This is a genomic window from uncultured Campylobacter sp., assembly GCF_937980635.1.
Lineage (GTDB): Bacteria > Campylobacterota > Campylobacteria > Campylobacterales > Campylobacteraceae > Campylobacter_B.
The window spans coordinates 94,839-108,554 of the sequence record NZ_CALJPG010000023.1; the positions used below are offsets into that span (position 1 = coordinate 94,839).

Genomic DNA, 13,716 nt, shown 5'->3' on the forward strand with positions numbered 1-13,716 from the left:
CGTCGCGGCAATGAAATTTTGCGCCGTGCTGCTAGCTGCAAACTAAATTTGTGCGATAATATGTCGGCTATGCGCTCGTAAATTAAATTGCACTACACGCACCCGTCGCCTGATTGTCGCGGGATTGAAATTTGCGCGCTGCTTATCGCAGAATTTTAGATCGCTGCACGCCGCGCCATAGATGTCGTAAAATTTTAAATTGCATGTCGTACGTACGAGCTCGCCGTGAAATTTAATTTTATGCAGGCGTGAAATTTGCTTCGCGTTACGCTGTGTAGTGCATCGTCGCGAGCCAAATTATGCGCTGTTGCGAAATTAAAAGTCTTGCATGCCCGCTGCTACCGCTCGGGCGCCGTATGCCGGGCGACTCCGTTTTGCGATCCGTTCGCGCCGTATTTGTTGCGGCAGTTATGTACGTCGCCGCGCCGCAGTGCGAGATTTTACGGCGTGCAATAGCGCTAAATTCTATTCTGCGTGAGATTTTGGAATTTTAAAATTCCCTTTCGCGGTATAATTGTATGAAATGCAAAATTTGCAGGATTTCAATAAAGGAATTTTAAAATTTATGCGGCGCGGCTTTGCGGTGCGTCCGCAAGAAAGGAGCGATCATGGACAAGCTGGATAAAGAGGAGCTTGCAGAGACGTTTGTCGCTAGGCTCAAAGCACTAGCGCGTAGCGGCGGCGCCGATCTGCGTGAGCTTGATCGCGAGTTTTACGGATTTAGCGCGAGGCTTGGCGTGCGTTACGACTTTGCCGGCAAGCTTAGCGTCTCACAGATAAGTGGCGGTGAGCGAGCGCAGCTGCATTTCACTGATGTCGCGCAGTTCGAAGCCTACGCGCGCGAGTGCCTACGCGCGGCAAGCACTGATGCGGAGCTAAGCGAGGCCTTTATGCTGCGTCTGCGCACAGACCCCCAAAAAGCCGCTATGAATGCGGATCAAATCATAAAATTCCACGATTTTAAGCCCTTTAGCGTTCATCTGCGTTGCGAACATTGCGGCGGATCGGGCAGGAGGCGCTGCAAAGCTTGCGAAGGCGCAGGTACGACGCCGTGCGCTAACTGCGGCGGGCGCGGGCGCTTGATCTGCCCCGATTGCAAAGGCACCGGCGGCTATAGCCGCGCGGCGTTAAGCTCTACGGACGCTCATGTGCGCAGCCTTTCTGGAGGCGATTCTGCAGGCTCTGCGTCAAATTCTATGGGCTATCGCTTCATTCCCTGCGCTAACTGCGGCGGTAGCGGCTCGCGCATTTGTCCCGCTTGCGGCGGCGCAGGCAGATTACGCTGCGAAAAGTGCGGTGGTGCAGGCGATTTTCGCTGCGAGCATTGCGATGGGCGCGGGTATTTCACTCGCACCGGCAAAGTATCCGTCTATGCCCGCCCGAGCGTCAGCATAGGCGCTAGCTCGCAGGTTTTCGGGCGCGAGCTGCTGGAGTTTTTATGCAGCAAGGGCGTAGGCTTTGCAGCTCGCAGACTTTTGTTTCGTCTAAGCTCGCTGCGAGCGGTGCAGGGCGGCTGCGAAGCGGTATTTAGCGCGGAGGATGATTTTTTGCGCTTGAGTTTTGCCGTCTGCGGCAAGGCTTACGATGCGGCGTGCTTTGGTGGCGCGACATTCGTAAGACCTAACTTTTTGGACGAAGTTTTTGCGCCGGAGCTTGCGGCGGTACGCAGCGCGCCCGCTAGGCTAGGGCGGGACGATGCGCAAAGCCTTTTTGCGCTATTTCGCGCGAAGCCTGTGCTAGATGCGGCGATGCGCCTAGCTAGTGCTAAGCTGCGCGGCGAGACGCTAAATCTTGATCAGTTGCGCGGCTCGGACGGACATTTTAACTCTGTAAATTCTGCCCGCAGCGCGGCTGATCGCGACGCTTTGAGCCTTGCAAAAGACGCTTCTCGCAAAGAAAATCTCGAGGGCGGCGCGAGCGTAAAATTTGCAGGCACAAAATTTGCGAGCGCTTCGGCAAATCCTATGAGCGCAGAAGATAATCACTTGGAATCGCGCAGAGAGCAAGGCAGGTTTGCAGGAGGAGTGAGCGGTGGCATAAAATTTGCAGGGGCAGATCTTTCGGGAGAGAATTCTGCCGGCGATTTTGAGACTAGGCAGCAAAGCGACGAAGCTCTCGCGCAGAATGGACCTAATTTTGCCGGCTCGCAAGAGGGCTTAGGCGGCACTTCTGATCGCACTGCGGAGGATCTTTACGAATTACGCGGCGAGCAGGATTACCGAGACTTAAGTGCCTTGGGTGCTGAAAATTCCACAAATTCCATAGACTCCGCCTCAATCAATTCCGCAAATTCCAAAAACCTCGCCGCTGCAAAATTTAAAAATCGCGCGAATACGCGAGATCCTGCTGCGTCAAATTCTAAAATTTCGCCCTTTGCACGATTGAAGAAATTCTTTTTCCCGCATTCTTTGCGCGAGGATTGCGCGCAGAGTTTCGCCGCGGCGATTATGCGCGTTTGCGAGGGCTTTACTTCGCAGCAATGCGCTCGTGATTTGGGCAGCGCGATGGCTGGGGCGCTTGGCGTGCTAAGCCCACGCTATGACCGCGCGGTGTGGTGCATAGGCGGAGGCGCGCTCATCGCGGCGGCTATACTGGCGTGCGAGGGCTGCTTCGAGATGATCTTTGCGGAGCATTATTTTTGGGCACTTGCATGCGGCGTGGCAATAGCCGCTGTGGGGCTGCTGGGCGGTGTGGCGCTGTGGCTGGCAAGCGCAGTGCGGTGCGCCGTAAAAGCTCGTAAAATTCCGCGAGAGTATCGCTGCGGCAGAGGCGGCGCGGCGTTTGCTCGCTTTTGCAAAGCTCTGCTTTGCGCCGTTTTGACTAGCGCAATCTACGGAGGTGCGGCAAATATGAGCTACGTACCGAAAACCGGCGCAGCAGGGCTGCTGCGAGGGTGGATGCCTGCATTTTTTGAGGACGAAAATTCCGCTTCCGCGAGTGATGGCGTAAATTCTGCAGACGAAAATTCTACGAGCGCAAGCTCTAGCGGCTCTGAAAGCCCTGCTTTAAATTCCGCTTCCGGGGCGACTAAGGATTTCGCTGCGATGCAAAAGGATAAAATTTTATATATCCAAAAAAGCATCGGAGTGAAGCAGGATGGGATTTTTGGTACACGCACTCTAAAAAAAGCGAGAGAGGTTTTGGATCAAAACCTAAGCGGCGTCGATGAAATTTACGAGGCGTTAAAAAACAAAGAGCAGGCGAGAACGAACCCGAACTCTAGCGATCAAACTGTGCCTTAACGATAAATCCGCGCCTTAGGCTTAGCGCGCGATCTTAAAAACCAAAAAGGACGAAAATGAAAAATAAAATTTTAATTCTAGCATTCGCTGCGGCGCTTTCCGCAAATTTTGCGCTAGCCGAAAATTTTGAAATCACCGCAGACGATATAAGCTGGGCTACAAAATCCTGCGATAAGGGCGATATGAAGGCGTGCGGGGCCTTGGCGCAGATTTATAATTATGGCTGGGGCGTGCCGCAAGATCTGCTAAAGGCTGCGCCGTTATACGTCAAAGCTTGCAAAGGCGGCGATGCGGAGTCGTGCGTAAATTTAGGCATTTTGTATCAAAGCGGAGAGGGGATGCCGCGCGATGAGGCGAAGGCGGCGGAGCTATTTGACAAAGCCTGCGATGACGGGCACGCGATAGGCTGCAGTAACGCAGGCTCTGCGTATATCAGAGGCAGAGGCGTGCGCAAAGACGCTATAAAGGGCGTAGGTTACTATGTGCGCGGTTGCGATATGGATATCGCGGACAGCTGGCTTGCGTGTTTAAATTTAGCGCGTCTTTACGAGGGCATAGATAATGTTAAAGCCGTGCAGTACTACAAAAAGGCCTGCGAGCTAGGCGGCAAGGATAGATTTATGAGCTCGGTAGCGGAGCATGAAAGGGCATGGCAAAGCTCATGCGAAAGCTACGAAAGGCTTAAATAGTCCGCAAATCCATGCTTTGAAGCAGACCCTTGCGCTCGCCGTGGCTACGGAGTAAGAACTCTAGCGGATTTCGCATAAATAGTGCAAATCTAAACATCAAGTATCCTGTGGAAGCGGAAACATAACGGCGCAAGTTCTTAGCGGGCTCGTATTTTAGGAGACAAAATCATGACTACGATAGCGCTGATCCGCCACGTTACGCCGCTGATCGATCGCGGCGTGTGCGACGCCGCAGAAGCGGCACGGCGCGCGATCTTGTATGACGCTACACAAAATTTGGCCTTGTATGAAACCGATAAATTTAAAAGCAGCGCCGCATGCGAAAAGCTCACCCGCATAAGCCGAATATGCTCGTCGCCGCTGCCACGCGCCGCACTTACGGCGCAAAAGCTATTCCCGCAGCGGGACATAGAGTACCTAGAGGCTTTGCGCGAGTTTAATTTGCGAATATTCCCCGTGCCGCTAATAAAAATGCCGTTTGATTACTGGCTCGTGCTCTCGCGCCTGCTGTGGCTGTGCGGCATGAACCCTAGTGGCGCAAGCGTAGGAGCGGAACGGCGGCGCGCGCTTGATCTGGTGCCGTCGCTGCTAGAAGCGGACACGGCGGTGATCGCGCACGGCTTCGTGCTGCGCGTAATACGCCATAGCGCGCGGCAGGCGGGCTACCGCCTGATATACCGCTTTTGCGAGGGCTGCTTCTGCGTAGAAATTTGGCAGCACGCTGCGTAAAGATACAGCTCTGCGCGAAATTTTGAAATTTTGCGTTTTGTAAATTTTAAATTTAATGTGCCGTTTGACAGCTGTCGCGAGGCGGCGAAATTTTATCATGCAATGAGCGCCGCTTTTTAAATACGGATAGCCCGCCGCCGCTAAGTAAAATTTAAACCATACGGCGCGAGCGAGGTGGTTTTCGAGCCCGAGGCGCAAAAGGCACTACAGCACATCAAGGCTTTGGGGCTTGAGCGGCTAAACGTCTGCATCGCAAAGACGCAGTATAGCTTCAGCGACGATGCTAAGGCGCTCAGGCGCGCGCGGCTTTAAGCTCAGCGTTAAGGACCTTCAGATTCGCACGGGAGCGGGCTTCATCGTCGCCGTCTGCGGCAAGATAATGCTGATGCCGGGGCTGCCGAAGGTTCCTAACGCGCTAAATATGAAGATCACGAGCGAGGGCGTTATAAGCGGACTAGCTTGATTTGAAATTTTATTTTTTGCGCGCCCATTTTTTTGCGCGCCAGTCTTGGGGTTTAAGCTTAGCTCACCGGCCTAGTCGCGTTTTAAGCTTAGCGTTCGTAGGTACTCAGATGAGAGCGGAGTAGAGTTACCGATTTGCAAAATTTGGCTGAATTTGCTCGCTTGCGGGTAAATTTTAAGCGCGGGATTTTGCGGATCGGCTTTGCTTTTTAAAAGCAGAGGCGAATTTGACGAGAATTTGACGTTAGGTTCGCCTTTTAAAATTTGACGAATTGCCCATAATTTCTCGCCAAAGCGGATAAAATTGCTTGCCTTTTTGGCAAATCGCCGCTAATCGTAAATTTGAGATTTTTACGTCAAATTTAGGGGAAAATCGACGTAATGTATTTTGGCGTTTTTATTGATCAAATTTGCCTAGGCAAGCCAAAAATCCTGCGCGAAACAGAGCTAAATTTTAACCTTCTCCCACGGCTCGATTCCGCCCTCTACCTCTTTAAAAATGCTAGCTATTTCTATATTTTTTACGCTTAAATTTCGCTCGTAAGCTTTGACGTCACGCATTTTTAGCTTCTTTTGTAAAAAGGCGAATTCATACTCGATCTGACCGCGAGCGACGCTGATTTTAGCCAAATTTCGCGCGTCAAATTTGCCCACCTTCGCGGCGTCAAATTTATACCCGCGAGCGCAGCCCTCCTCATAAACTTCCGCTAGATACGCATTTATCGCCTCTAGCGCGTTTTCATGCGCGTAAAAGCGGTCGAGCTGCGGGTGATTTTTGTAGCCCTTAGTAAGCCCAGCCAGCACGTTTTTAGCTAGCAGCGCCTCGCGCCACAGCGCCACGAGCCCCTTTGCGTCGAGATATTTAAAGCTTATCGTCCAAAGTCTCATTTTCGTCTTTCGTTAAATTTCGTCGTCAAATTCGGCGCGCTTTGCGCCGCAGCCTGAGCGGCGATAAATTCGCGTCTTGAATTTGGCCGCGCCCTAGATTAGAGGCTAAATTTTACCTCGCCGCGCCTCTAAATTTCCCGCTCATTGCAGCTTGCCTCTGCATAGCACGGGGATCTTTTCTATCACCTCGCCGCCGCTAACGAGATAGGCGAACTCGTGCAAATTTACGACGGGGCAGATGTGGTTCGGATAAATTTCTAGCCGATCGCCCACGCGCACGGCGTCTCGCAGCGCTTTGTCGTAGATGATCGCATGCTCGTCGTAAACGCCCTTTATCCACACATCCGTGCCCTTTATGCGCCCGAGCCCGGGCGTGGCGGTGAAGCCCTCGGTGCGCCTTTGCTGCGTGAGCCCCTTGGCGCCGACGTCGGTGATGATGCGATCCGCCGTAGGCCTGCTGATGACGGTCGTAAGGATACTCGCCGCGTTCATCGAATAATCGCCGTACGCCTGCACCTGCGAGGCGTCCATAAAGATATAGGTACCCGGGCGGATCTCGGTGACGCCTTTTAAAATTTCAAAATCATTTATGAGCGATGGCGTCGAGCCGATACTAACGACGCGTGCGGGTAGAGCTAGCTCGCGCGCGATATCCGCAAACTCCAGCGTGCGGCGCTGCGCGGCTAGATGGATGCGCTCGCACTCACTTTTACCAGCGGCCTTGTAGGAGTGACCGTCGTGGGAGAATACGCCGCGGAATTCGATATTTTTGCAGCCTTTTAGAAATTTTATAAACGCCGCGAAATCCTGCTTCTCCACGAAGCCCGAGCGGTTTTCGCCCACTTCGATCTCGGCAAGCACGCAGGCTTTCGTGCCGCTATGCTCAAAGGCGCGCTCTATTAGGCCCGCCTGTTCTATGCTATCTGCGCCGAAGCTTAAGTTTATCCCCGCGCGCAAAAGCGCGATGATGCGCCGAAATTTCAGCTCGCCCACGATCTCGTTTGCGATAAATATATCTTTCAGCCCGTTTGCCGCCATGATCTCGGCCTCGCCCGTTTTGGCGACCGTGATGCCAGCAGCGCCGATGCTCTCTTGTAGCTTCGCGAAATAGGGCATTTTGTGCGTTTTGGTGTGCGGGCGCAGGCTCACGCCCGCGGCGTCTGCGTAGTTTTGCATCTTTTGCAGGTTGCGAAGGACGATCTCGCGATCAATCAGTAGCGCCGGCGTGTCGATCTCTGATACCTTCATAAGCTTCCTCCTTGTTAAATTTACGAAATTCTAATACAGCCGCGCTTAGTAGCTGCACCCGTTTCACGACGGCGAAATTTTAAAATTTAGCGCGGCTTACAAAGAGCGAAATTTACCTGTCGCTCGCGAAAAGCAGAATTTACGCGCTTCTCGCAAAATATGGAATTTGAGCCGTAAATTTGTCGCTGCTTGCGAAATGCGGTTTGCTCGCCGTAAATCGGCGCCCTTCGCGAAGCGCCTGAATTTAGACTAGAAAATTTTGTTTACGCGTATTAAATTTAGCCTCGCTTGCAAAATTGCAAAATTAGCGCATCAAATTTAAGGATGCCTGCGCGAAGCGTTTAAATTTAGCGAGTAGATTTGCGTTTCCGTGTCGCGCAAAGCAGCGCAGGCAAAAGCAATACCGCGTGCCGCATGAAAAAATCAAAATAAAATTTTAAAATGCGCTGAGTGAAAATCAATATGTGCGCCATATTGCTAGGCTCACGGAGTTCTCGGCTCCGCTTCATGCCGTTTTATTCCTCGCGCGCCTGTTTTTCTTGCGGCACATATTTGCGTTAAATTTTTTGGCAAGCGACCCGGCGCACTATCTGTTTTTGCGTAGCCGCTCGCATTTTTTTGATAAATCTCGTTTGCACCGCCGCCAGTGTTTTTTACTAAAGTTCGTTTTGCGCCGCGCGCTGCACATTGCCGCCTATTTTAGTGCCGCCGCTCGTTTCCGTAGCGGCACTTCATTTCTAGCGCGCCTCGCCTCGCGATTTACTATTTTTTATCTTGTAGCACCTTGTCGCGCCATTTCGAGTTTGCTTTGTTGTCGGTCGCTACGTCTTTGGATATCTCGGCCGCCGCTTCGAAATTTTTACTCACGCCCTCTTTGGAATTCTCGTATTTTAGGGCATTTTCGCTTTTGATGCCGATGCTTTGCGCTTCGCTCGCGGCGTCGATATTAGCGCCTAAAAAGATAAATTCCCAGTCGTATTTTTCCTGCTTGTCGCTAATCATCTTTTTGATCTGCGCTTTGGAGTATTCGCGGCTTGAGTTTTCCTGCCCGTCGGTGATGATGACGAAAAGCACGCGATTGTTTTTTGCATAGATGTCAGGTACCCGCTCGATACGCGCTATCGTGCTGCCGACGGCGTCAAGTAGCGCGGTATTGCCGCCGGCGTAGTACTCTTTGGATGTTAGGTTTTCGACCTTCTTAAGCGGCGTGCGGTCGTGGATGACGTTAAATTTCGTATCGAAAAGCACGGTCGTGACGCTGGCGTCGATCCCCTCTTTACGCTCCTTTTCTATCATCGAGTTAAATCCGCCGATCGTATCGCTCTCAAGCCCGCTCATCGAGCCCGATTTATCTAAGATCAGCACCAATTCCAGGTGATTTACGCCGTCTTTATGATCGGGCGGTGTGGCGAGCTCTACGCTTTTGGCAAACATTATACCCGCAAGCGCGGCAACAAGAAGGATGATTTTTTTCATAGGGGCTCCTTTGTTAAAATTTCATTATTTTACTATTGTATCGCTTAAGTGATGAAATTTATCGCAAAACTTCGCTGCTCGGCTCCATTTCGTAAAATTTTAAGACGAAATTTCGTCGCAGAATTTTAAGACGCAGAATTTTATGCAGCACGGAATTTTACGGCGCAAAATTCCACGTGGCATAGAATTTATGGCGCCGTAAAATCAAACGTCTGCGGATCTGTTCCGTTTCGCGCTGAGGTAGCTTCCGATCTCGCTTACTAGGACGCCTGCGAGGATGAGCGCCGCGCCTAAAATTTGCATCGCGCTTAGCCTCTCGCCGCCTACGAATACGCCCATAATGCCTGCCGTTACGGGCTCGAGCGTGAAAAATAGAGCGGTTTTTACGGGCGTCGTGTATTTTTGCATCAAGGCCTGCGCAAAAAAGCCAAAAACCGTTCCCAGCAGGCAGATCACCGCCATCGCGACGAAAAAGCTTCTATCCATCACCGGCACAATGCTGACCCTCTCAAAAAAGATCGCCGCAAAGCAGCAAAGCACGCTTAGGCAGAGGATCTGTACGTAGGCGATGCCCGCTACGTCGCAGCTTTGCACGAAGCGGTTAGTCAGCACGATGTGAAACGAATACGCGCACGCGCAGACTAGCGCCAGCGCTTCGCCCTTGCCGAGCCCAAGCTGCGTGTCGCCGATGAGATAGAGCCCAGCGATCGCTAGCGCGATGCCTGCGTAGGCGTAGGAGTAAATTTTATGCCTAAAAAGCGCCGCGGCGATGAAGGGCACGAGCGCGACGTTTAGGCCGATGATGAACGCTACGGAGGAGCTTTGCGCGAATTTAAAGGCGAAGGTTTGCGACGTAAAGCCTGCGAATAAAAACAGGCTAAGCACCGCTCCATGCTTGATCTCGCGCGAAGTTATGGCCTTGAGCTTGGGGAAAAATATCGCGCCTGCGATGATGCTCGCGGCAAAAAAGCGCCAAAATAGCAGCACGAAGACGTTGTTGCTCGCAAGCGCCTGCGAGGTGGGCAGATACCCGAGCCCAAAAGCGATCGCCACGAAGAGCATTCCGATGTCGGCTCTGAATTCCAAACTTTTATTCATCTGCGTCCTTTTTTTGTAAATTTAAAGTGGTAATTTTACGAAATTTTAGGTAAAAAATAGGCTAAATTTTGACGATTTTGACGGAACGGCTTGGAATTTTGGTTTTTAAAATCGCGAGTTAAATTTAAACGCCGCGCTCATCTTTTTGAGCTTACGTGCACTTGTTTGCGTGATTATTGCGCGGCTTTGCTACGCGTAAATTTTGCAGCTGCTACTCGCGTGATCATTATGCTGCTTTGCTACGGCTTGTCATAAATTTTCATAGCTATTGCTAGCGCGTGGCTAAATTTAAAATTTAATCGCCCACGCCCTCTTTGTCGTTTTTTAGAATTTCTATGTTTGCGCGCTCATTCGCGTCTTTTAAGCTTATAGTTTTTCTGAGCGCGGATTTAAGGGGAGTCTTTGCCTCTTTTGATTTCATCATCTTATAGCGCCTCTTTCTTATCTCTGCTTCGATAAATTTTATATCTTGCTGTGTGTATGGGAATGAGAGCGTGAAATTTTTTCCGCTTTGCCCGTCTTTTATTTTTAAAATCGGCATCTCGCCCTTCATCCCTTTTTCCATAAGGGCATTTTCTATATCGATCTTTGTGCTAAATTTAAACGGCGAGCATTCCCATTCTCTCCTTATACTGCGGCTATCTATGATGACCCCTTTTTCGGTTAATAGCCATAGCGATATAAGTATCAAAACAATGCCCATCGCGATCACAAGTGCAGTTTCGTCGCCACTTCTGTGCAAGAAGCCGTCTATACATAAAGGGTCGTTTGCGTCAAAGCATGTAACTTTACCTTTACCTTTTATCCTCTTTATCCAGGGCTCGTCAAACGCCACTATCGACCCCCAAGATAAAAGGAATATGACGAGTGTAAATTTGGCTACAGGGCTAGGCGGTATGAGCCAGGCGCCATTTTGTACGGTTTTATAAGAAGCGCTGCTTTTAAACAGAAAGTTTTTTAAACCGCAAAGTACAAATAGCACTACATTTGCAAAAAGCACAAAATATAAAAGCCTCATGCGGCTCCTTTCACTTCGGATATTTTACGACGATATATTTAAATTTAGGCATTTTGCTCGGCCGCTTCGGCTTTTGAAATTTCAGCTAGCTTTTCTAATATAAAATTTTGCAAAAAATCTATATCCTTTTGTGCATACAAATATCCCGCCCCGAATTTAACGCCGCTAATTTTGCCTCGTATGCTGATTATTTTTACGCCTCTTATAAACCATGTGGCGTAGTTCATCTCATCAAAGTATATCTTTTCCGTGTGCCTAAACGGCAGAACCTCCCATTCCTTGCAGATGCCGCTTTTATCTATTCTGATTCCTTTTTGAATTAGCACGATAAAGGAAAAAATTATGGCGCAGACCGATCCGATTTTGCTAAGTATTAGTCTGGGCTCGCTTATTTGCAGATACCCATCCACGCATCTGGGATCGCCTTCTTCGAAGCATCTTAAATTTATGCCCGCCGCTTTGTACTCTTGCGAGCAAACTTTATCGTGGGTGTAAAAGCAAGGTATCGGCTTGCCGTTGTGTTTTGCTACGTTCGGGCTGGATAGAGTGACTACACCGAAGCTTAGGCATATTATAAACATAGGTATCTTTAAAAGCGGATCGGTTGGGATAAATAATGTCCCGCGATACACTAATTTATACGATCTGTTTGTCTGAAGCAATGAAACAAGAAGGCAAAAGCCTATCATAACATAAAGGATTATCGTAGCAAACTCGACTATACTTTGCGACATAATAATGACCTCGTTTTTTTGGATTGCGTAAGCTAGCGTCTTTGGCAATTTTAGCGCAAAATTTCTAAATTTACGAGATTTTGAGTGCGCTTTTTATAAACCGCGTTTAGAATTTTACCTTGCTAGCGCGATCTTGCCGCGCGAAAGGCGGATTAAATTTTTAGCTTTGATATTCTGAAATATGCAGTTTATGACATTGCGCGAGGTACTCAAGCGCTCTTGCTATGCAATAACGCGCCTTAAAATTTTGCGACCTAAGTCTTAATGATAATTATCTAAATATTTAAAATCGCACAATATAATTGCGAGCCTCAATCAAATAAAGATTAAATTTATCTCGCAAGGATCTACAATGAGCTCGCTTTTGAAGCGTAATAAAATTTTGTTTAACGTCCATCTTGTTTTGTCGATCGTTTTTTCTATCCCGCTGCTTATCATTGGCGTTACGGGCGCGATTTTGTCGTATCAGCACGAGTTTGAGGCGCTAATAAACGCGGGCTCTAAGAAGGTCGAAAAAACGGGCGAAATGCAAAGCGTTGAGAAAATCCTGCAAAGCTTTAGCGAGCAAACAGGCGCTAAGCAGCCCGTAAGGCTCGTCGTGCCCAAAAGCGATGACGAAGCCTTCGTCATTTACGCAAACAGAAATGATGCGTATCTGGTCGATCCGTACACCGCGCAGATCATCGGCAAGGATCGCGGCACGGGCTTTGTGCTAACGGTGATGGCGTTGCATCGAAATTTAGGTCTAGCGCTAAGCGGCAATAAAACCGCAGCCGAGGTCGGCAAACAGATCGTAGCCGCGAGCGCCACAGCGATGATACTGCTCGTAATAAGCGGCGTCTGGCTGCATTTCCCAAGGCTTAGGCGTAAATTTATCGAGGCGATAAAGCCAAATTTTAAACTCAAAAAATACGCTCTTTTTTATAATCTCCACACGAGCCTAGGCTCGCTAAGCGCGGTAATTTACCTTCTCATCTGTTTAACCGGGCTTAACTGGTCGTATAGCTGGTATAACGATGCCGTGATGAAGCTTTTCGTAAGTTCGCAAAATTTGCCGCAAGCCGGGGCGCGCGGCGAGCCTGCGCATAATGATCGCGCCGTCGCACCTGCTAAAGAGGAGAGCAAAAAACCCGCTACGTATAAATTTAGCGACGCGCAGAGGGCTTATGAGATATTCAAATCAAGCGGCATAGAGTATAAAGAATTTACCCTAATGCTCGCAGCCGGAGATAAGATCGGCGTCAGATATTATGAGCCCGACGCGCCCGCTACCGCCCGTCCAAAAGGCGCGAGCGTGAAGCTAAAGGAGGGCAAGGTCGCGGAGCAGAAGCAGACGGACGGTATCACCGTGGGTGAGTTTAAAGACGCGAACTACCAGCTTCACACGGGCTATTTTTTCGGGCTAGCGGGTAAAATTTTATGGTCGCTCGTTTCGCTTTGCATGGCGCTTTTTATCTTTAGCGGCTTTTATATGACGGTAAAAAGGGCGTTTAAGTCAGAAAAGCTCAGCTAAATTTTACCTTTGCGGAAAGAGGTGCGACGAGCGGCGCAAGAGAGCCCAATGCCTACAAAGCATGAGATGAAATTTGCCAAAGCGGTCAAGAAAAAGCCTTGATTAACGATTAGAGAAATTTTGTATGCTCGATGGCGTGGAGCAGCAATCATCAAGATTTATCGCAATGAAATCTTTTATTGTGGTGCTTTTTCCAGCGCCAGGTTGACCACCAATAAGATAAAGTTTTGGCGTGGAAGTTTGATGATGACAATATCTTGATATTTCATGCCACACCTCTTCAGAAACACGCTTTACGTCTTCTTGACTAAATTTTGATAATTTTTCAAGGTCTGTCATTTATACAAATCCTTTCCGTATTTATTTTCCAAAGCGTCCATAAGTTCCGTGATTTTATTATCCCAGTATTCTTCTGTTTTATCTTTTTCATCAAAAATTCTTTCTTTAATTTTACTCAATTCTATCCATAAGTTTTCACTCCAGCCATCTACACCTATTTTTGCTAATTTTGCAAATGAATTGGAGGCTGCACTTTTAGCTTCAGCTACAACTGCCTCTAGCTCATCTCCACTCATTGCGTAATCCCATTGGATAGTGTCAATATTTTTCATTTTTTAAT

Annotated in this window: 12 protein-coding genes and 1 pseudogene; 5 read left to right on the forward strand and 8 right to left on the reverse strand. The window is 49.3% G+C overall.

Annotated elements, in window-relative coordinates; genetic code table 11:
* Positions 1 to 608 precede the first annotated feature (608 nt).
* The 4 genes and pseudogenes from Q0460_RS06925 to Q0460_RS06940 all read left to right on the forward strand — a co-directional run.
* Positions 609 to 3,242 carry a hypothetical protein gene (locus Q0460_RS06925; RefSeq protein ID WP_299086089.1) on the forward strand — a complete coding sequence of 878 codons (2,634 nt, stop codon included), beginning with the start codon at positions 609 to 611 and terminating at the stop codon, positions 3,240 to 3,242.
* A gap of 56 nt (positions 3,243 to 3,298) precedes the next feature.
* Positions 3,299 to 3,931, forward strand: a complete 633-nt coding sequence (locus Q0460_RS06930; protein ID WP_299086090.1) for a tetratricopeptide repeat protein — start codon at positions 3,299 to 3,301, stop codon at positions 3,929 to 3,931.
* Positions 3,932 to 4,099: 168 nt separating this feature from the next.
* Positions 4,100 to 4,660: a histidine phosphatase family protein gene (locus Q0460_RS06935; protein ID WP_299086091.1), complete on the forward strand. Its 561-nt coding sequence runs from the start codon at positions 4,100 to 4,102 to the stop codon at positions 4,658 to 4,660.
* A gap of 153 nt (positions 4,661 to 4,813) precedes the next feature.
* A pseudogene (locus Q0460_RS06940) lies at positions 4,814 to 5,123 on the forward strand (formate--tetrahydrofolate ligase); the annotation flags it as partial.
* Between the two features lie 446 nt (positions 5,124 to 5,569).
* Here Q0460_RS06940 and Q0460_RS06945 read toward each other — a convergent pair.
* The 6 genes from Q0460_RS06945 to Q0460_RS06970 all read right to left on the reverse strand — a co-directional run bounded on the left by Q0460_RS06945 (position 5,570) and on the right by Q0460_RS06970 (position 11,584).
* Positions 5,570 to 6,010, reverse strand: coding sequence for a pyrimidine dimer DNA glycosylase/endonuclease V (locus Q0460_RS06945; protein ID WP_299086092.1), 441 nt, complete (start codon positions 6,008 to 6,010; stop codon positions 5,570 to 5,572).
* A 141-nt stretch (positions 6,011 to 6,151) separates the two neighbouring features.
* A complete protein-coding gene (locus Q0460_RS06950) occupies positions 6,152 to 7,258 on the reverse strand; it encodes an alanine racemase (protein WP_299086093.1) in 1,107 nt (368 codons plus the stop codon).
* 762 nt (positions 7,259 to 8,020) lie between these two features.
* Positions 8,021 to 8,734, reverse strand: coding sequence for a vWA domain-containing protein (locus tag Q0460_RS06955; protein WP_299086094.1), 714 nt, complete (start codon positions 8,732 to 8,734; stop codon positions 8,021 to 8,023).
* A gap of 204 nt (positions 8,735 to 8,938) precedes the next feature.
* Positions 8,939 to 9,832 carry a DMT family transporter gene (locus Q0460_RS06960; RefSeq protein WP_299086095.1) on the reverse strand — a complete coding sequence of 298 codons (894 nt, stop codon included), beginning with the start codon at positions 9,830 to 9,832 and terminating at the stop codon, positions 8,939 to 8,941.
* Positions 9,833 to 10,127: 295 nt separating this feature from the next.
* Positions 10,128 to 10,850, reverse strand: coding sequence for a hypothetical protein (locus tag Q0460_RS06965; RefSeq protein ID WP_299086096.1), 723 nt, complete (start codon positions 10,848 to 10,850; stop codon positions 10,128 to 10,130).
* Positions 10,851 to 10,894: 44 nt separating this feature from the next.
* Positions 10,895 to 11,584 (reverse strand): hypothetical protein, encoded by a 690-nt coding sequence (locus Q0460_RS06970; RefSeq protein ID WP_299086097.1) that lies wholly within the window; start codon positions 11,582 to 11,584, stop codon positions 10,895 to 10,897.
* A 352-nt stretch (positions 11,585 to 11,936) separates the two neighbouring features.
* On the opposite strand from Q0460_RS06970, the gene Q0460_RS06975 reads away from it, so the two are divergent.
* The gene (locus Q0460_RS06975; RefSeq protein WP_299086098.1) at positions 11,937 to 13,097 is read left to right on the forward strand and encodes a PepSY domain-containing protein; all 1,161 of its coding nucleotides are present in this window, start codon (positions 11,937 to 11,939) and stop codon (positions 13,095 to 13,097) included.
* Between the two features lie 102 nt (positions 13,098 to 13,199).
* On the opposite strand, the gene Q0460_RS06980 is transcribed toward Q0460_RS06975, so the two are convergent.
* Complete coding sequence (locus Q0460_RS06980) at positions 13,200 to 13,436, reverse strand: zeta toxin family protein (RefSeq protein WP_299086099.1); 237 nt, start codon at positions 13,434 to 13,436, stop codon at positions 13,200 to 13,202.
* Positions 13,433 to 13,708 carry a hypothetical protein gene (locus Q0460_RS06985; RefSeq protein WP_297944858.1) on the reverse strand — a complete coding sequence of 92 codons (276 nt, stop codon included), beginning with the start codon at positions 13,706 to 13,708 and terminating at the stop codon, positions 13,433 to 13,435. Before Q0460_RS06985 ends, Q0460_RS06980 begins: the two co-directional genes overlap by 4 nt.
* Between the last annotated feature and the right edge of the window lie 8 nt (positions 13,709 to 13,716).